This window comes from Candidatus Rickettsiella isopodorum, from assembly GCF_001881495.1.
Taxonomy (GTDB): domain Bacteria; phylum Pseudomonadota; class Gammaproteobacteria; order Diplorickettsiales; family Diplorickettsiaceae; genus Aquirickettsiella; species Aquirickettsiella isopodorum.
This window is the reverse complement of the sequence record NZ_LUKY01000033.1, coordinates 285300-303268: the sequence shown is the minus strand read 5'-3', so window position 1 is coordinate 303268 and position 17969 is coordinate 285300. Positions and strand designations below refer to the sequence as shown.

Genomic DNA, 17969 nt, shown 5'->3' with positions numbered 1-17969 from the left:
TCTTTCCCAATGCGTCATTTATAATTGCATTGATAGTTTGGTTTGAAAAAAAGCAGTCTAAAAATATAAATTTTGATTTTGGAGGTTTTATGAAAGAGGCACTTAATGTTGGATTGACTGAAGCTAAACGAAAAAAAGTCGCTGAAGGTTTGATTATATTATTAGCAAATAATTATGTATTATATTTAAAAACCCATAATTTCCATTGGAATGTTGTAGGCCCTATGTTTCAACCCTTACATAGTGTATTTGAAGGGCAATATATTGATCTTTGGAATGCAGGTGATACTATCGCTGAGCGTGTTCGGGCATTAGGGTTTCCTGTGCCTGCTAGTTATGCCGATTTTGCAAAATTAAGCAAAATTAAGGAAGCTGTTGGGACACGCACGGTAAAAGCTAAAGATATGATTAGCCAGCTAGTCCATGATCAGGAAGTCATGATTCGTTTAGCGCGTGAATTATTACCAGAAACCGAAGAGGCGGATGATCAAGTGTCTGTGGATTTACTTTCTGACCGTATGGAAGTTCATGAAAAAAATGCCTGGATGTTACGTAGCTTTTTAGAATAGAGAAGTTTTAAGCAACTTTACGGCCCCATATACCCTAGAGGATTGTCCTGTGTTACTATGATTGCGTTTAGTTTATCTCTGCCATCGCCGGATAGGAAGCGTGAAAGCGATTAATATCCTGGAAATGGCTTTTTTTAGCCTTTTGGAGGTTTTGCGTGAATAAAAGATTGTATGTGGGTGGTTTAAGCTATAGCGTCGATGACGATGGACTAAGAGAGCTTTTTACCCCTTTTGGGACAGTAAACTTCGTTAAAGTTATCCGAGACTTCCATAGTGGCCGTAGCAAGGGCTTTGGTTTTGTTGAAATGTCTACACCTGAAGAAGCAAAAGAAGCGATTGAAGCGCTTCATGGCAGTATCCATGAAAGACGTACCATTACAGTTTCTGAGGCTAATCCACCAGATTCTAATGCAGGTGGTACAGGCGGCGGACGTCGTACTGGCGGTGCTGGTGGTGGTCGTCGTACCGGCGGCGGCGGGCGTGGAGGCATGGGCGGTTCTGGCGGTGGCAATGGTGGTGGTTATCATCGTGGCCGTGAGCAACGTGAAGAGCAGTATTAAGAGATTTAGTACCTTAGTATATAATAGAAGGTAGGTTTAATTCCCGTCTAAGTAAGTGCGGGCACAACACCATACATCTATTCTTTTTACACCCACATCGTATAAAGCGCGACTTATCTCGATGAACGTATGGCCAGTGGTCATTACATCATCGAGTAGCGCTATATACTGCTGAGCAAGATCCTGATGCGCAACAAACGCATTTTTCACGTTATTTGAACGTTGATTTGAAGGTAACTTACTTTGAGAGGCCGTATTTATTACTCTTTGGCATTTTTTATACTCAATAGGTATATTTAATTTTTTAGAAATAGGTCGGGCTAATTCTATCGCTTGATTAAAACCGCGTTCATATAGCCTTTTTTTATGTAAAGGGACTGGAATAATTCTATCTGGCAGCTGCTCACTTTGGTACCGTGAACTGATTTTTTCAGCTAATAGAGTGCCAAAAATTTTTGCATAAACTAATTGTTGCTGGAACTTAAGGCCAATAACCCATTTTTTTATTATTTCTGTGTAAGAAAAAAAAACACATAACTTATGAAAAGGTAAGGGGGTTTTTAAACAAGCGCCGCAAACAGATTGTCCTTGAAAAGCTAAAGGGATCGCACAAGAAGTACAGGCATTTTTTAACCAAGGTAAAAATGTCTCGCATTCCATACATAAATCAAGTTCCCTATTCGCCTTATCGTTACAAATAATGCAATGATAAGGAAAGAAGCCATGAGTGATACCTGTATTTAATTTTTTTAGTAATATACTGATATTCATTATATAAAATCCTTGTTAACCTAATTGAAAGAGGGATAGAAAAGACTAATTAATCCATAATAAACTTTTTTCATCATCATGATGAATCAAACAATTTAAATTTCGCATTTGATTAACAAGCCTAGACTTAAACAGTTATACTCATAACAATTGGATTTTTGGCAAGGTACCGTGAAAATGGAGCAACTGGAGTGTATTTAAGGTACATGAGGATTGCGAGTTGGGCGGCAACACAGACAAAAATTCAAGTGCGAAGAGTATATAAAGGTATATAAGTATGTGTGGAATAGTAGCGGGAATAGCACAACGTAATATAGTCCCTATTCTTATGGAAGGTTTGAAAAGGCTAGAATATCGTGGATATGATTCGGCTGGAATCGCCATTTTGGATTCAAAGCATCATTTAGTACGCCGACGTACTGTAGGTAAAGTTGAAGCTTTAGATAAAGCAATAATGCCTGAAGCCTTATCAGCTACCATTGGCGTTGCACACACGCGTTGGGCGACTCATGGGAAACCGAGTGAATCTAATGCGCATCCACATATATCAGACAATATTGCCTTAGTTCACAATGGCATTATTGAAAATTATTTGCCTTTAAGACAAGAATTGATAAAAGTAGGTTATTCCTTTGAATCTGAAACGGATACCGAAGTTATTGCGCATTTATTAAATCAAGCGCTGAAAAAAAATAATAATTTCTTGCTTGCTGTTCAGAAAACAGTAGCACGTTTAGAAGGTACTTACGCCATAGTTTTTCTTTATCAAGATGATCCTAAATCTTTAATAGCTGTTCGTAAAGGGAGCCCTTTAATGGTGGGGCTTGGATATGGTGAAAATTTTATTGCATCAGATCATTTAGCATTATTATCGGTTACGCAACAATTTATTTATTTACAAGAAGGTGATATTGCTGAGGTCACCGCTGAAACAGTTAGTATCTATGATAATAACGGGAAGAAAGTTCATCATCCTAGGCATTTAATTGATTTACCAACAGAAGTGGTGAGTAAAGGGAAGTACCGTCATTTTATGGAAAAGGAGATTTTTGAGCAGCCCAATGCAGTTAATACTGCGCTTGAAGGTCGTCTTGTGAACCCATCAGAAGTCTGGGATGAAGTTTTCGGACCTAATTCTATACAGCGTTTTGCTCAAATTAAACACGTACAAATAGTTGCTTGTGGTACTAGTTACCATGCAGGCTTGATTGCGGCGCAGTGGTTAGAACGATGGGTAGGTATTTCTTGTCAGGTAGATGTTGCCAGTGAGTTTCGATATCGACCGCATATTATTCAGCCAGAGACATTATTTATTGCCTTATCTCAATCAGGAGAAACAGCAGATACATTAGAGGCATTAAGGCAAGCTAAAACTGAAAACTATGTAGCTACATTAACAATTTGTAATGTTCCTGGAAGTACTATGGTACGAGAATCTGATTTTGTATTACTAACTCGAGCCGGTCCTGAAATTGGTGTGGCATCGACTAAAGCATTTACCACTCAATTAACCGTTTTATTATTATTAACCTCTTTTTTAGGCCTAGCCCATGGTTGGGATGAAAAACAAGAAACGACCTGTTTGTCTGCATTAAGAAGCTTACCTAAGCTTCTAGAACAAACATTAAAATTAGATCCTGCGATAAAAAAATTAGCTAAATTATTTGCCGATAAAGAACATGCCTTATTTATTGCCCGAGGAATTCATTTTCCAGTAGCGCTAGAAGGGGCTCTTAAACTTAAAGAAATTTCTTACATCCAAGCCGAAGCTTATCCGGCTGGGGAGTTAAAACATGGACCGCTTGCTTTAGTCGATAGTAATATGCCAGTAGTTGTTTTAGTCCCATCCAATGCGTTGCTAGAAAAACTTAAGTCAAATATCCAAGAAGTGCGTGCCCGGAATGGTCAACTTATTTTGTTTGTACAAGAAGAGTTAGATAGTCATGATGATAGCAAGAGTATTCTACTTCCCAAAGCAGACGATGTGATTAGTCCGCTAATTTTTGCAATCCCACTACAACTTTTAGCTTATCATGTAGCGATTTTAAAAGGTACTAATGTAGATCAACCGCGAAATTTAGCAAAATCAGTCACTGTCGAATAAAAGAAGATTTATTTTACTGAAATTTTAACAGTTTCAGCTAATTTATTTGCAATAGATTGTACTTCCGATAATTTGTTACCTTCAACCATGACACGAACTACAGACTCTGTTCCCGAGGGTCGTAATAATACACGTCCTCGATTTTTTAATAGAAGCTCTGCTTCTTGTACTGCTTTTTTTATGTTAGGTGCGCTCATGGTCGCTAAAGGATTTTCAGTCGGAATGTTGATTAATATTTGAGGAATTTTTTTCATTCCTTTTTTGGCAATATGTAACGATAGGCCCGATGATTGGACAGCCTCTAATACTTGTAGGGCAATAATGATTCCATCTCCAGTTTTAGTTAATCGACGAGAAATAATGTGCCCAGAAGATTCTCCACCTAACTGCCATTTTTTGGTTTGTAACGCATCATTAACATATCGGTCTCCCACGGAGGTGCGAATAAAATTGAGACCTAATTCTTTTATAGCTAATTCTAAGCCGAGGTTACTCATAGCAGTGCCAACAATGCCACCTTTAATGTAACCTTTTTTAAAACCATGTTGGGCTAATAGAAATAGTAATTCATCTCCGTCAACAATCTCACCTAAATGATCTACCATTAATACTCGGTCACCATCACCATCGAATGCAATGCCTAAATCTGCTTTTTGCGATAAAACAGTTTTTTGCAAATGTTCTAAATGAGTAGACCCACAGTCTTTGTTGATATTTAAACCATTTGGTTTTGCACCTAGCACAGTTAAGTCTGCACCTAATTCAGAAAATAATGATGGGGCAATATGGTAAGTAGCACCATTTGCGCAATCGATAACGATTTTTAGGCCGTTTAATTGAAAAGAATGTGGAATGGTTGATTTACAAAAATTAACGTAACGAACTTTTGCATCTTCTACTCGAATTGCTTTTCCTAATTTAGCAGAATCAACAGTATAAATAGGTTGGGCAAGATGGGCTTCGATTTGCAATTCAATGCTATCAGCTAATTTAGTTCCCTCATGCGAAAAAAATTTAATTCCATTATCATAGTAAGGGTTGTGCGATGCGCTAATTACAATTCCTGCTTGTGCGCCTAAGTCAGAGGTTAAAAAAGCAATAGCAGGTGTTGGGATAGGACCTAAAAGGTGGACATCGACTCCAGCAGCAGATAAACCCGCTTCCAAGGCAGATTCAAGCATATAACCAGAAATACGAGTGTCCTTACCAATTAAAACTTTGTTTCGACCATTCGCTAAAACTTTCCCTACAGCCCAACCTAATTTTAAAATAAATTCTGGAGTAATAGGTTTTGTACCTACCTTGCCGCGAATCCCATCTGTCCCAAAATATTTGTGGGCTTTTGTCATGGCGAATCCAAAAAATTATTTCGATCAATTACAGGCTATCTGCAGCTGGATCGTTGCTAGTTACTGTTGAGTCTTTTTTCGAAGGTGATTTTTTTTCAGAAGGGTGACTATCTTTTTTACTTCCGTTACTCCATCCCTTGGGTTCTCTAGGAAGTTTGCCTTCCATAATGTCATTTATTTGGCTGGAATCAATCGTTTCATATTTTATTAGAGCTTCTGCCATGAGATGTAATTTTTCAATGTTGTCTTTTAATAATGTTTCAGCAAGCTTGTAATTACGATCAATAATATTACGGCTTTCTTCATCTATTAATTGAGCAGTGTCATCAGAAAATTTATTATTTTTAGTTATTTGGTGACCCAAAAATACTTCTTCATTTTCTTGATTATAGGTTAAAGGACCAAGGCGTTCGGATAAACCCCATTTAGTTATCATGTTCCGAGCAATTTCAGTGGCTCGTTGTATATCGTTTGATGCACCTGTAGTGATTTGTTCGGGCCCAAAAATCAGGTACTCGGCAATACGCCCACCAAATAAACTGGCTATCTGGCTCTCTAAACGCTGTTTGGTATAGCTATAACGATCTTCTTCCGGTAAGAACATAGTGACGCCTAAGGCTTTACCACGTGGAATAATAGTCACTTTATAAACAGGATCATGGTCTGGGACTAAACGTCCCACAATGGCATGTCCGGCTTCATGGTAAGCCGTTAATTTTTTCTCTTTTTCATTCATTACCATGGAGCGTCTTTCACTACCCATCATGACTTTATCTTTGGCTTTTTCTAGATCAATCATATCAACGGTAGATTTATTTTCTCGTGCTGCAAATAAAGCGGCTTCATTAACTAGGTTAGCTAAATCTGCGCCAGAGAAACCAGGCGTGCCTCTAGCAATAATGCCTGGCTTAACATCTTTTCCATAAGGAACCTTCCTAAGATGAACTTTTAGAATTTGTTCTCTACCACGGATATCAGGCAGCCCAACAATCACTTGTCGGTCAAAACGACCGGGGCGCAATAAGGCAGGGTCTAAAACATCGGGCCGATTAGTAGCCGCCATAACGATAACGCCTTCATTACCTTCAAAGCCGTCCATTTCAACTAATAATTGATTCAATGTTTGTTCACGTTCGTCATGTCCGCCACCTAAACCAGCTCCACGATGACGCCCAACGGCATCGATTTCGTCGATAAAAATAATACAGGGGGCTTGCTTTTTAGCTTGCTCAAACATATCCCTTACGCGAGACGCACCTACGCCTACAAACATCTCAACAAAATCAGAACCAGAAATAGTAAAGAAAGGAACTTTTGCTTCACCTGCGACAGCACGAGCTAAAAGCGTCTTACCAGTTCCGGGAGGTCCCATTAATAAAACGCCGCGTGGAATTTTTCCACCTAACTTTTGAAATTTAGCCGGATCCTTTAAAAAATCAACTAATTCATTGACTTCTTCTTTTGCTTCTTCAGCACCAGCCACATCGGCAAAGGTAACCTTAACTTGATCTTCACCTAATAAGCGAGCACGGCTACGACCAAATGATAAAGCACCTTTTCCTCCAGCGCCGCCCATTTGTCGCATGAAAAATATCCATACTCCAATGAGCAATAACATAGGAAACCAATTAATGAAAATCCGCATCAAGAAACTTTCTTGTTGTGGTGGTTCGCCTTTTACATTGACATTCTTTTTTAATAATTCAGGGAGTAAATACTGATCAGGAATAGGCATGTAACTGGTGAAAGATTTATCACTATGTAACTGACCTTTTATAACTTGGTTGCTTATTGTTACAGATTGCACATTACCTTGCTGAACGTCTTTCAAAAACTCAGAATAGGTTAAGCGTTCTCCACCGTTATTACGAGGTTCGAGATTATTAAATACGGAGATAAGTATGACAGCAATAATTAGCCATAAAAATAGATTTTTCAGCATGTCGTTCAAGCTAGACTACCTCGCAATTCTCACAAAGAGGGCATTATATACTAATTTTTGTGGGTTTCGATTATTTTAAGCTCTTTTTTTAGTGCTCTAGGCTTAAACGGGAGAATAAATTAAAAATAAATACAAAAATTTATTTTCCCTTATGATAGCCTACGGCCACTAAATAAACCTCTGCAGAGCTTCCTCTGGAAGCGGAAGGTTTTCGAATAGTTACTTTTGCAAATAAGCTTCTTAAGTCTTTGAGGAAAGCTTCAAACCCTTCACCTTGAAAAGTTTTTACTATAAGACAACCTTTTGGCTTTAATACTTTCTGAGCAAAATCTAAGGCTAATTCAGCTAAATACATGGATCTGGGTTGGTCAACACTCCGCATCCCACTAAAGTTGGGGGCCATATCAGAAATTACAAGATCTATGGGTTTAGATTGTACACGTTGCAAGAATTGTTGCATAATGGATTCTTCTCGAAAGTCTCCTTTGAGAAATTCTACATGGCTTAATGTTTCCATCGGCAAAATATCTAAGGCATAAACTTTTCCTGTTGTACCTACAATTCCAGAGGCTAGTTGAGACCATCCCCCGGGCGAAGCCCCGAGATCTACAATATTCATACCAGACTTAATCAGCTTGGTTTTTTCTTGAATCTCTAATAACTTATAAGCCGAACGTGAGCGTAAGCCTTCTTTTTGAGCGCGTTTTACGTACGGATCATTAAAATGCTGCTTTAACCAGCGGTGACTACTTTTACTCTTGGACATCGGGTTGTTGCTGGCAGTGGGTTTCTCGTATTAGGAATTTCCCAATTAAAAAGGCTATCAGGTAGCAAAAAGGTAAGATGATAAAGGCTTTTCGGTAATCTTCAACGCTATAAAAAGGGCTGCCATTATGATACGTTCCATTCCAGTTAAAATGTAAAAATATACCAATCACCGGTTGAAATAAAGCTCCACCGGCCACAGTAGCCATATTATTAATACCCATAGCTGTTCCTGCAACACTGGAGTGATTATTATCTTTCACAACTCCGAATGCAAGTGATTGTCCTGAAGAGGCAAGACCAAATAAAAATAAACAAATATAAAGCCAAAATAAGGGCAGATGTGGGATATAAATAACCGGAATTAATCCAACTATACCTAAACAAGCAGCAAACTTTAAGGGCATGCCACGTAAGTTGACCTTATCAGACCACCAACCTAATAATGGACAGCCTATGCCTATCGCTAACCAAATCATAGTACAAGCAGTAGAGGCTGCTTTAGTGCTGATACCATAGGCGACAACGAGAAAGGGTACACCCCATAACGCTGCAAAAGCAGTAATAGGTGCCCATACCATAAATGAATACAGCGCTATAAACCATGTTTGGTTATTTGCAGCAACTTGATGAAAGCTTTGGAGTATGCTTTTTTTTGAAGTACGTTGAAACTTGTGTCCTTTTGAGACAACTTCGGGACTATCTCGTACTATCAACCAGATTAATAGGGCCAAAACTACACCTATAATACCTAAGATGGTGATAGTTTGTCGCCAGCCCCAATGACCTACGGCAATGGTTAATGGTGTTTCGCCTACAATAGCTCCTACACAGCTCATTAATTCGACTAAACCTGTTAAGAAAGCAAAGTATCGAGAAGGAAACCAGCGGGAAATCAGAACTAAAGTTCCTATAAATGCAAAAGCTGAACCCGTTCCCATCATAAATCGGCCCGCAGAAGCAGTGGCCACATTGCTGGTTGAGCCAAACAAGAACGCACCCATTGCGCAGGTAAGAACGGCTATAGTTAATAAGCGTCGAGGGCCAAACCGATCAAATAAAAACCCTGCTGGAAGCTGCATGGGAGTATAAGAATAATAATAAAACGCAGCCATTGTTCCTAATGTTATAGCATTAAGTCCTAAGTCATTAATTAATTGATTTGTCATCACCGCAGGTGAAACTTGCAATATGAATTCGTACATGTAAAAACAAGAGGCAAGAATACAGATAATAGCGGCAAGTAAAGTCGGTTTTTGCTTTGCTGAAGAAAGCGATGATAAATCGTTATTATTATTTTCAGACATAAGATTTGATTAAAGTAGTAATGCGAATAAAAAACTTAAATTGCATTAGCTGTTTCATTGGAATATTGCGGTTTGCAATGAGTTTCTCGAAGCAAAAAATGGCTTACAAAAAACGCAATGATATAGCATAAAGGTAATACCAAAAGTGCCTTCTGGTAATCTACTATATCATAAAAGGGGGTGCCATTATGCATGATGCCTCCCCAATTGATATAAAGCAAAACTCCTATTAAGGGCTGAAAGAGAGCTCCTCCTGCGACAACGGCCATATTATTAAAGCCGATTGCGGTACCCACTACACAAGAAGTATTATTATCTTTGACAACTCCAAAGGCTAAGGATTGTCCTGATGCAGCTAAACCAAAAGCAAATAAAATAAAGTATAGCCAAGGTAATGGTAATGGCGGGCAATATATAATAGTCGTAAGACTAATTACCCCTAATAAAGCAGAAAAGCTAAGTGGCTTGGATCGCGAATTAATTTTGTCAGAGAACCAACCAATTAAGGGACTACCTACACCAATACCTAGCCAAATCATTGCGCTCGCTTCAGAAGCAGCTTCTGTAGTAAGAGAGTAACTAGCTACCAGAAAAGGGATGCCCCATAAGGCAGCAAATGCAGTGATAGGTGCCCAAATAGAAAAAGAATACAAAGCAATTAACCAAGTTTGTCTATTGCTACAGACTTGCTGTAATCTTTTCAATTCACTTTTTTTAGGAGGAGGTTGAAATTTATACCCTTTTGAAACTGTCTCGGGGCTATCTCGAACCACCATCCATACTAGTAAGGCAAGCAAACAACCGACCATAGATAAAGAGATAATTGTTAATCGCCAACCCCAATGGTTGACAGCGGTGACTAAAGGAACTTGACCAGCTATTGCTCCGACTGAACTCATTAATTGCACGAGGCCGGTGAGTAAAGCAAAATATTGAGGAGGAAACCAGCGTGAAACAAGAAGTAAAGCACCTATAAATGAAAAGGAAGATCCTATGCCCATCAAGAACCTGCCAAATGAAGCGGCGATCGCATCGGGTGTAATGCTAAATAAAAAGGCCCCTAAGGCGCATACTAAAATAGCTAAGGTAATTAAACGGCGCGGACCAAAGCGGTCAAAGAGCAAACCTGCGGGTAACTGCATGGGCGTATAAGAATAAAAATAAAAAGCGGCCATGGTTCCTAAACTTGCTGCATTAAGACCTAAATCACGCATCAATTCATTGGTCATAACGGCGGGAGATACTTGCAATGTATATTCATACATATAAAACATGGCAGCAAGTATGCAAATAACTGAAGCGAGGAATAATTGTTTTTTGCTGGTTAAAGAGTGTGGCACATCTTGTGATATTATCGCTTCATTATTGTACATTTTTACCTCTTAAAATCCTATTCCATTATGACCTTATTGTTGATAGCTTCTTTTAAAAGATCAAGTTGTAAACTTTGCGTATTTTAATTGTGGGATATTAAATCCTTGTTTAGAAAACAATAAGTGATTGAGATTTTGATTGCAAGCCCATTAAATTTTCAGAGTTATATATAGTTTAATATGGAAGTAATGGTAGGTAGTTCTTTTTAAAAAATGAGATAAAAGAGTTCTATCCCAATATTGAAAATAACTATAATATTGGTAAGGTAAAGTTTTCGCTAGAGCGCCTTTTAACAATAAAGATTGATTCAAAAAAATACTTTGTTATACTTGGGCGGCTGTTGCCGGGATGGCGGAATTGGTAGACGCGCCGGATTCAAAATCCGGTGATGGTGACATCGTGTGGGTTCGAGTCCCACTCTCGGTACCATTAAAAATTATTTAGTCTGAACAAGAGCGATTGCAGTGGCTGCAATTCCTTCATGGCGCCCAATAAAACCTAGTTTTTCTGTAGTAGTTGCTTTTACATTGATCTGATTCAGATCAATTTTCATGTCTTGTGCTAAATTAAATCGTATCGCTGCAAAATAATCTTTAAGTTTGGGCGCTTCTGCGATGATCGTAATATCTGCGTTATTTATGGACCAATTTTTTTCATTCAACATCTGGACGGTAGTTTGTAGAAATATTCGACTGTCTTTATTTCTCCAGCGCTCATCAGTGTCAGGAAAATGGTGACCTATATCACCTAAAGCGCTGGCTCCTAATAGTGCATCCACTAAGGCATGAATGACAACGTCACCATCTGAGTGGGCTTTAAGTCCCAGTCGATAAGGGATTTTGACGCCTCCTAAGATTATATGTTCTCCTATTTTAAAGGCATGCACATCATAGCCATAACCTACACGAAAATTAATGTTCATAAACTTCTCTTTTTCATTGCAAATTTTTGTTTAACGCGATAACGCTTAGTATCGTATCATGATGGACAATATTTCTCAGATCTTAACGTTAGGAATAAGGAGGGTTATCATTCTAACTTAAAGACTAGGTTGGACACGAAAGCAGATGCTATGATTAGCGAGCAGATTTTAGTCGAGAAAGGGTTAATGATAGAGACGACACATTATTTTACAAATTATTTTTTAGTGGCTATGCCTATTTTAACAGATGCCTATTTCAATCGTTCTGTGGTGTATGTATGCGAGCATACTGAAAAGGGGGCAGTGGGGATAGTGATTAATCTACCTTTACAATCCTTGCGAGTTAATCTTTCAGAAATATTACAAGACATCACGAATAGTAAGACAGAGGAGCCAGCTAAGAACATTGCAGGAGAAGATTTTCCGATCCTATGTGGAGGGCCTGTTCATCCTGAACGTGGTTTTGTGATACATGCACCTGTGGGTGAGTGGCAATCTAGCCTTAAAATGAGCAGTGAAATTTCTGTTACGACATCTAAGGATATTTTGCTCGCGATTGCTAAACAGCAGGGGCCTGATAAGTTTATTTTTTCATTAGGTTATGCAAATTGGATAGCCGGTCAAATGGAACAAGAAATTGTTAATAATTTTTGGTTAACTTTGCCGGCAAATCCTAATATATTGTTTGATATTCCCTTCGAACAACGATGGTTAAAAGCGATGAATTATTTAGGTGTTGATGTTACTAAACTAGCTTATATGGGTGGTCATGCCTGAGATTAAGACAGTTATAGGATTTGATTTTGGATCTAAATATATTGGTGTGGCGCTAGGGCAAACCTTGCCATCTTTAGCACAACCTTTGACAAGTTTAAGTGTAAAAAAAGGGAATCTACCTTGGAAAGAAATTGCTCAGTTATTGCAGGTTTGGTCTCCTGATGTGTTAGTAGTGGGCATTCCTTTAAATATGGACGGAACAGAACAACCGATAACACATTTAGCACGAGATTTTTTGATGGAGCTAAAAAATCGTTTTCAAATACCGGTGTTCCCTATTGATGAAAGGCTGACTACCGTTGAAGCGCGTTCACGACTTTTTGCTGTGGGTGGATATAAGGCCTTGAGAAAAAAATCTATTGATAGTATTGCGGCGCAATTAATCGTTGAAATGTGGTTAGAAAACCGATGAGTAAGGCACTTTTTAAGTCAACTTCCGTTGTTGCTTCCATGACATTGATTTCGCGAATTTTAGGATTTGTTCGCGATATGGTGGCGGCTAGAATTTTTGGTGCTACGGCAGCCGTTGATGCTTTTTACATTGCTTTTAAAATTCCTAATTTCATGCGCGGATTATTTGCGGAAGGATCTTTCTCAATGGCTTTTATTCCCACTTTATCTGAATATAAGCAAACTCGTTCACAAGAAGAAGTGCAAAAATTTATTGCGTATATTGCAGGGACATTAGGAGTAATTTTATTAGGAATTTGTATTCTAGGTGTTCTAGGAAGTAAAGGTTTGGTTAGTTTATTTGCGCCAGGCTTAGATCCTTATCGCTTTCAATTAGCGATAGATATGTTAAGGATAACCTTTCCCTATTTGATGTTGATCTCTTTAACGGCTTTAGTCGGCGCGACTTTAAATTGTTACGGGCAATTTTGGGTGCCTGCTTTTACGCCGGCATTATTAAATATCTCCTTAATCATGACTGCGTTTAGCGTGACGCGTTTTTTTAAAGTACCTGTTGAAGCTCAAGCATGGGGTGTGCTATTAGCAGGATTTCTACAATTAGGTTTTCAATTACCTTTTCTCCATCGACTAAAATTATTAAAAAAGCCGCGTTTTAAATGGCGGGATCCGGGTGTACAAAAAGTATTAAAGCTTATGTTGCCAGCTTTATTTGGTTCCTCTATAGGGCAGATCAGTTTATTACTTAATACAATTTTTGCTTCATTTTTAGTTGCAGGTAGTGTGACTTGGCTTTATTACTCCGATAGACTTGCTTATTTTCCTCTAGGTGTGTTTGGTGTGGCGTTAATGACGGTGATTTTGCCGCATCTTTCTCGTCAGCATGCAGCAAAATCTCCTGAATTGTTTGCCAGTACCTTAAACTGGGGTTTACGTTGTAATTTATTGATCGGTGTTCCTGCTTCGTTAACCATGTTGATCTTATCAGGGCCGCTTATTGTTACACTTTTTCATTATGGGAAATTTACTATTCATGATGTCTTTATGACCCAGCGTAGTGTGATTGCTTATTCCGTAGGTTTGCAAGCTTTCATGTTGATTAAGGTATTAGCAGCAGCTTTTTATGCGCAACAAAACATAAGAACGCCAGTGAGGATAGGTATTATTGCGCTAATTGCAAATATGATTTTTAATGCTTTATTGATCTTTCCACTAAAGCATGCTGGTTTAGCATTGGCAAGTTCGTTGTCGGCTTGGTTAAATGCAGGTTTGTTACTATGGGGTTTACAAGCCCGTCAAGTTTTTCAATGGCAATCGGGTTGGTTAAAGTTTGTATTGCGATTATTATTTGCTAATAGCGCACTGGGTTTATTTTTGTACTGGGCGGCAGCCGCTATTCCTGTTTGGATAAATTGGGGCTGGCAACAACGTTTTTCACATATTTTCTTGCTGGGTATTACTTCTGTTATTATTTATATTACTATGCTATGGCTTGGTGGTTTGCGTTACCATGATTTAAAAGCCCAGTCATGATAGAGTTCATTTGCAATAGCCATAATATAAAACCTAGACATAAAACTTGTGTCGCGACTATTGGTAATTTTGATGGATTACATCAAGGGCATCAGAAGGTTATTCAAGCTTTAATTAAATTAGGTAAGCAGCTAGATCTACCTATTTGCGTGATACTGTTTGAACCTCACCCGCAAGAATTTTTTTATCGAGATCAAGCACCCGCACGCTTAATGCGGTTAAGGGAAAAAATTAAATTTTTACAATTTTTAACTATCGATCGCGTCCTTTGTTTACGTTTTAATAAACGTTTAGCGGAATGCAGCGCAGAAGAGTTTGTTAAAAAAATTTTGATCGATAAATTGGGTGTAAAAGGCTTAATCATCGGTGATGATTTTCGTTTTGGAAGAGGACGTCAGGGAGATTTTTCTTTTCTGCAGAAATTAGGGCAGGAGTATGGATTCAAAGTTTTTTCTACGCCAACGGTATTATTTGAAAATGAGCGCATAGGTAGTTCACGCGTAAGAAGGGCTGTAAAGCAAGCTGATTTTAAATTAGCGTCATTGCTATTAGGCCGTTCCTTTAAACTCAGTGGCCGTGTTATCTATGGCGATCAACGCGGACGGTTAATCGGTTTTCCTACGGCTAATATTGGATTGCATCGCCAGATCCTGCCTTTACAAGGTGTGTTTATTGTCAACGTATATGGTTTAGCATCAACCCCACTAGCCGGAGTTGCTAATATAGGTAAACGTCCAACCGTAAATGGTTTGAGAAATTTATTAGAAGTTTATTTATTTGATTTTGATCAAAATATCTACGGCCGGTTTATTGAAGTAGAATTTTTAAAAAAAATACGCGATGAAAAAAAATTCGATAATTTAACAGCACTTAAACATCAAATTACTAAAGATGTGACTCACGCTAAAAATTATTTTATGAATAATTAGCCTATTAATTTTCATTATTTAATAAATCTTTAATCTCTTTTCATTATACTTTCTTATCAGAAATTCATCCCGTTTTAAAAATAATAAGAGTCAGTATGTTAAATACACCATCGATAGATAAATTTGTAATAACTGGGGCTATTGCTCTGGGAGATAGCTTATCGGATGAAGAGAAAAAATATAATGAAACTATATGCGGATGTTTTCCTTTTAAATGGTTTTTGTATCACTCAGATTACAATAATTTCACCAATGGTCATACTTGGGCTTACCTATTTGGAAACATTTTTAATAGTATTTTAAAAGAAAAAGCAACTTGGTCTGCCCAAGAAAAAGCTACCTATTTTAAAAATGTAGCAGAAGGAGGAGCAACTACGTATGACTACAGAAATATAACAAGTTTTTTTAAATATTTTAAAGGTTTTATCTTAAGTTTTTTTCTTGGAAACATTCAGAAACAAGCTGAGAAAATCATAAATATAATTAATTCTAGTATGCTGGGAGTTATTTTTGCAGGGGCTAATGATCTGGTGACGCTTGGATACTATGATGCAGAAGGAGTGGAAAGGGCAGTTCAGGGAATTATTAATACTATCGCAATCTTAACCAATAGAAATGAGAAAACAGGTTCTAACTATTTAAAGCATTTGTTACTTATTGGTTTGCCGGATATTAGTGAAACACCTCGTTTTTCACACAAGTCAGCAAAAGAAAAATCAAAAATGAAATTAGCTTGCCGGCTATATAATCAGAGATTACAAGAACTTGCTAATCAGTGCCAATATGTTAATTTTGATTGTTGTACTGTTTATCAATTTAAAGATAAAAATTGTTTAGACTCTGAAACTATAAAAAATATAGAAAAAGCTATTGTGATTGTTGGCGAAAATAAAGAAAGAACCATTTATTTTAAAAATAATAGGGAATTTATAATTAATAAATCCGATGAGAAATTTAAAAAAGCGAATATTACTCTGACTAAAGAAGAATTAGCAATTTTTTCTAAGGAGGGAGAAGTTAGTAGGAGCCAAGTAGATGAAAGTAAATTAGATGAATTTGTTAATAAAGTAACGAAACAAGCCAAATTAAATATCGATATAAAAATGATAAATATTGAAGCTATTCTGGATGAAATTTTGAAAAATCCGGAAGCTCATGGTTTTACCGCTGGCTGCGCTGTTTACTATTTACCTGAAAGTGAAGGTCAAGAAAGCGACTTATTGTCATTAGGAAATATCACTGCTGGAAATGCAGTTATTATCAAAAAGGCCGACAATCGATTTTTTAGTTATATCATAAAAGATGGTCAATTAATTAAAAATGACTCTAAACCTGTGTTACAAAAATTTGATCTTTCAAAGGAGACTTTAGATCAATTAAATGAAAAAATTAAAAAATTTCCTTCTGAAAGTAAAATAATAACCTTGGCTTACAAGGACGATATACACAATTTTTGGATTATTAATATTATTAAGTCTGTTGTGGATCACTATAAAAAATCATTTAATAAAGAAATTATACTTACTTCTATTAATAATTCAGTATTAGGAGCTATTAAAAAAGACTACTTAAATAGAAATACTATCTTTTGGGATGACTTACATCCAGCGAGAAGGTTACATGAACTATTAGCAGTAAAAATTACTGAATATATTAAAGCTAATTATTTAATAAAGAATCAGACACAATTTAAGGATGACTCAACAATCGGTGTTAAGCCTAAGCTAAATTCAGATGAATTTGAAGAATCTCCCGGTTCTTTAGATTCCGGACCTTCTTTACTGTATCCATAATACGTTTAGCGAGTAAATTTGCTTTTTGGCGGATATCAAAGCTCGTTTTAGCATAAAATATTTTGACGAAACCTACCTAGCTGATTAGACTACGCGGACTATGTCACGAAAAGAATTTCATTTAACCCTCGAGGCCAGTGAGCAGATTGCTCCAGACGTCAAGCATTTCATTTTTCGCTATGAAGAGGGTGAGAGCTTTGAGTTTATTCCAGGACAATTTATTACCTTGCATATTCCTACCGCAGAAAAAACACTGCGCCGTAGTTATAGTATCGCTAATAAAACCCATCAGGCGACTAATAAAATTGAATTTGCCGCCTCTTATGTCCCTGCAGGTATTGCGAGTGAGCTGTTATTTACATTAAAACCCGGAGATAGAGTCACGGCGACTGGTCCTTTTGGCCGACTCATTTTGCGAGAGGAGATGCCGGAGCGTTATGTGTTGGTAGCAACGGGTACTGGCGTTACACCCTATCGGACGATGTTAGCAGAATTAGAACACCGCTTTAAATTACGTCCCTGCTTTAAGGTCATTTTGTTATTTGGTGTGCGTAGACCGGAAGATTTATTATATCGCAATGAATTTATTGCATTTTCAGAAAAAAATGCTTGGTTTGAATTTCACGCTTATTATAGTCGGGTTAAATTAAAAGAGGCTTTGAGTTACGAGCATACCGGCTATGTGTTGAATGCCTTTAGTGAAATAAAACCGAATGCTAAACAAGATATTGTGTATTTGTGCGGTAACCCCAACATGGTAGATGAGGTTTTTACACTTTTAGTTAAAAGTTATGCTTTTCCTACGGATATTATTCGACGTGAAAAATATATTTCCTCTAATTGATTAGGTAACAGTAGCTATAAAT

At 37.5% G+C, this 17969-nt stretch carries 16 protein-coding genes and 1 tRNA gene; 10 read left to right on the top strand and 7 right to left on the bottom strand.

Going from position 1 to position 17969, the window contains the following annotated elements; genetic code table 11:
• The first annotated feature begins 89 nt into the window (after window positions 1-89).
• Both A1D18_RS05275 and A1D18_RS05270 read left to right on the top strand, forming a co-directional pair.
• Window positions 90-569: a Dps family protein gene (locus A1D18_RS05275; RefSeq protein ID WP_071662753.1), complete on the top strand. Its 480-nt coding sequence runs from the start codon at window positions 90-92 to the stop codon at window positions 567-569.
• 155 nt (window positions 570-724) lie between these two features.
• On the top strand, window positions 725-1129 hold the full coding sequence (locus A1D18_RS05270) for an RNA recognition motif domain-containing protein (protein WP_071662752.1): 405 nt from the start codon (window positions 725-727) through the stop codon (window positions 1127-1129).
• 36 nt (window positions 1130-1165) lie between these two features.
• Here the strand turns inward: A1D18_RS05270 and A1D18_RS05265 are convergent, their stop codons facing one another.
• Window positions 1166-1900 (bottom strand): ComF family protein, encoded by a 735-nt coding sequence (locus A1D18_RS05265; protein WP_071662751.1) that lies wholly within the window; start codon window positions 1898-1900, stop codon window positions 1166-1168.
• Between the two features lie 277 nt (window positions 1901-2177).
• Here A1D18_RS05265 and glmS point away from each other — a divergent pair, with 277 nt between their 5' ends.
• Window positions 2178-4004, top strand: a complete 1827-nt coding sequence (gene glmS / locus A1D18_RS05260) for a glutamine--fructose-6-phosphate transaminase (isomerizing) (RefSeq protein ID WP_071662750.1) — start codon at window positions 2178-2180, stop codon at window positions 4002-4004.
• An 8-nt stretch (window positions 4005-4012) separates the two neighbouring features.
• Here the strand turns inward: glmS and glmM are convergent, their stop codons facing one another.
• The 5 genes from glmM to A1D18_RS05235 all read right to left on the bottom strand — a co-directional run bounded on the left by glmM (window position 4013) and on the right by A1D18_RS05235 (window position 10740).
• Window positions 4013-5353, bottom strand: coding sequence for a phosphoglucosamine mutase (gene glmM / locus A1D18_RS05255; RefSeq protein WP_071662749.1), 1341 nt, complete (start codon window positions 5351-5353; stop codon window positions 4013-4015).
• A 28-nt stretch (window positions 5354-5381) separates the two neighbouring features.
• Window positions 5382-7295: an ATP-dependent zinc metalloprotease FtsH gene (gene ftsH / locus A1D18_RS05250; protein WP_084028755.1), complete on the bottom strand. Its 1914-nt coding sequence runs from the start codon at window positions 7293-7295 to the stop codon at window positions 5382-5384.
• A gap of 139 nt (window positions 7296-7434) precedes the next feature.
• Entirely contained in the window at window positions 7435-8061 is a 627-nt protein-coding gene (gene rlmE / locus A1D18_RS05245) for a 23S rRNA (uridine(2552)-2'-O)-methyltransferase RlmE (RefSeq protein WP_071662747.1), read from the bottom strand.
• The gene (locus A1D18_RS05240; protein ID WP_071662746.1) at window positions 8048-9367 is read right to left on the bottom strand and encodes an MFS transporter; all 1320 of its coding nucleotides are present in this window, start codon (window positions 9365-9367) and stop codon (window positions 8048-8050) included. The genes rlmE and A1D18_RS05240 overlap by 14 nt, the downstream gene beginning before the upstream one ends.
• 35 nt (window positions 9368-9402) lie before the next feature.
• Window positions 9403-10740, bottom strand: coding sequence for an MFS transporter (locus tag A1D18_RS05235; protein ID WP_071662745.1), 1338 nt, complete (start codon window positions 10738-10740; stop codon window positions 9403-9405).
• Window positions 10741-11083: 343 nt separating this feature from the next.
• On the opposite strand from A1D18_RS05235, the gene A1D18_RS05230 reads away from it, so the two are divergent.
• A tRNA-Leu gene (locus A1D18_RS05230) sits at window positions 11084-11170 on the top strand.
• Between the two features lie 7 nt (window positions 11171-11177).
• Here A1D18_RS05230 and ispF read toward each other — a convergent pair.
• Window positions 11178-11663 (bottom strand): 2-C-methyl-D-erythritol 2,4-cyclodiphosphate synthase, encoded by a 486-nt coding sequence (ispF, locus tag A1D18_RS05225; RefSeq protein WP_071662744.1) that lies wholly within the window; start codon window positions 11661-11663, stop codon window positions 11178-11180.
• 150 nt (window positions 11664-11813) lie between these two features.
• On the opposite strand from ispF, the gene A1D18_RS05220 reads away from it, so the two are divergent.
• The 6 genes from A1D18_RS05220 (at window position 11814) to A1D18_RS05195 (ending at window position 17947) form a co-directional block, all read left to right on the top strand.
• Complete coding sequence (locus A1D18_RS05220; RefSeq protein WP_245756785.1) at window positions 11814-12440, top strand: YqgE/AlgH family protein; 627 nt, start codon at window positions 11814-11816, stop codon at window positions 12438-12440.
• Window positions 12433-12852 (top strand): Holliday junction resolvase RuvX, encoded by a 420-nt coding sequence (gene ruvX, locus A1D18_RS05215; RefSeq protein WP_071662743.1) that lies wholly within the window; start codon window positions 12433-12435, stop codon window positions 12850-12852. Before A1D18_RS05220 ends, ruvX begins: the two co-directional genes overlap by 8 nt.
• Window positions 12849-14381: a murein biosynthesis integral membrane protein MurJ gene (murJ, locus tag A1D18_RS05210; protein ID WP_071662742.1), complete on the top strand. Its 1533-nt coding sequence runs from the start codon at window positions 12849-12851 to the stop codon at window positions 14379-14381. Before ruvX ends, murJ begins: the two co-directional genes overlap by 4 nt.
• Window positions 14378-15310, top strand: coding sequence for a bifunctional riboflavin kinase/FAD synthetase (ribF, locus tag A1D18_RS05205; protein ID WP_171910820.1), 933 nt, complete (start codon window positions 14378-14380; stop codon window positions 15308-15310). The genes murJ and ribF overlap by 4 nt, the downstream gene beginning before the upstream one ends.
• Window positions 15311-15405: 95 nt before the next feature.
• Window positions 15406-17103, top strand: a complete 1698-nt coding sequence (locus A1D18_RS05200) for an SGNH/GDSL hydrolase family protein (RefSeq protein WP_071662741.1) — start codon at window positions 15406-15408, stop codon at window positions 17101-17103.
• Between the two features lie 100 nt (window positions 17104-17203).
• Complete coding sequence (locus A1D18_RS05195; protein WP_071662740.1) at window positions 17204-17947, top strand: ferredoxin--NADP reductase; 744 nt, start codon at window positions 17204-17206, stop codon at window positions 17945-17947.
• Window positions 17948-17969: the final 22 nt, after the last annotated feature.

Excerpts from the sequence above, each read along its gene's own strand:
- A1D18_RS05275 (WP_071662753.1), top strand. The coding sequence starts at position 90 with ATGAAAGAGGCACTTAATGTTGGATTGACTGAAGCTAAACGAAAAAAA.
- A1D18_RS05265 (WP_071662751.1), bottom strand. The coding sequence starts at position 1,900 with ATGAATATCAGTATATTACTAAAAAAATTAAATACAGGTATCACTCAT.
- glmS (WP_071662750.1), top strand. The coding sequence starts at position 2,178 with ATGTGTGGAATAGTAGCGGGAATAGCACAACGTAATATAGTCCCTATT.
- glmM (WP_071662749.1), bottom strand. The coding sequence starts at position 5,353 with ATGACAAAAGCCCACAAATATTTTGGGACAGATGGGATTCGCGGCAAG.
- ftsH (WP_084028755.1), bottom strand. The coding sequence starts at position 7,295 with ATGCTGAAAAATCTATTTTTATGGCTAATTATTGCTGTCATACTTATC.
- rlmE (WP_071662747.1), bottom strand. The coding sequence starts at position 8,061 with ATGTCCAAGAGTAAAAGTAGTCACCGCTGGTTAAAGCAGCATTTTAAT.
- A1D18_RS05240 (WP_071662746.1), bottom strand. The coding sequence starts at position 9,367 with ATGTCTGAAAATAATAATAACGATTTATCATCGCTTTCTTCAGCAAAG.
- A1D18_RS05235 (WP_071662745.1), bottom strand. The coding sequence starts at position 10,740 with ATGTACAATAATGAAGCGATAATATCACAAGATGTGCCACACTCTTTA.
- ispF (WP_071662744.1), bottom strand. The coding sequence starts at position 11,663 with ATGAACATTAATTTTCGTGTAGGTTATGGCTATGATGTGCATGCCTTT.
- A1D18_RS05220 (WP_245756785.1), top strand. The coding sequence starts at position 11,814 with ATGATTAGCGAGCAGATTTTAGTCGAGAAAGGGTTAATGATAGAGACG.
- ruvX (WP_071662743.1), top strand. The coding sequence starts at position 12,433 with ATGCCTGAGATTAAGACAGTTATAGGATTTGATTTTGGATCTAAATAT.
- murJ (WP_071662742.1), top strand. The coding sequence starts at position 12,849 with ATGAGTAAGGCACTTTTTAAGTCAACTTCCGTTGTTGCTTCCATGACA.
- ribF (WP_171910820.1), top strand. The coding sequence starts at position 14,378 with ATGATAGAGTTCATTTGCAATAGCCATAATATAAAACCTAGACATAAA.
- A1D18_RS05200 (WP_071662741.1), top strand. The coding sequence starts at position 15,406 with ATGTTAAATACACCATCGATAGATAAATTTGTAATAACTGGGGCTATT.
- A1D18_RS05195 (WP_071662740.1), top strand. The coding sequence starts at position 17,204 with ATGTCACGAAAAGAATTTCATTTAACCCTCGAGGCCAGTGAGCAGATT.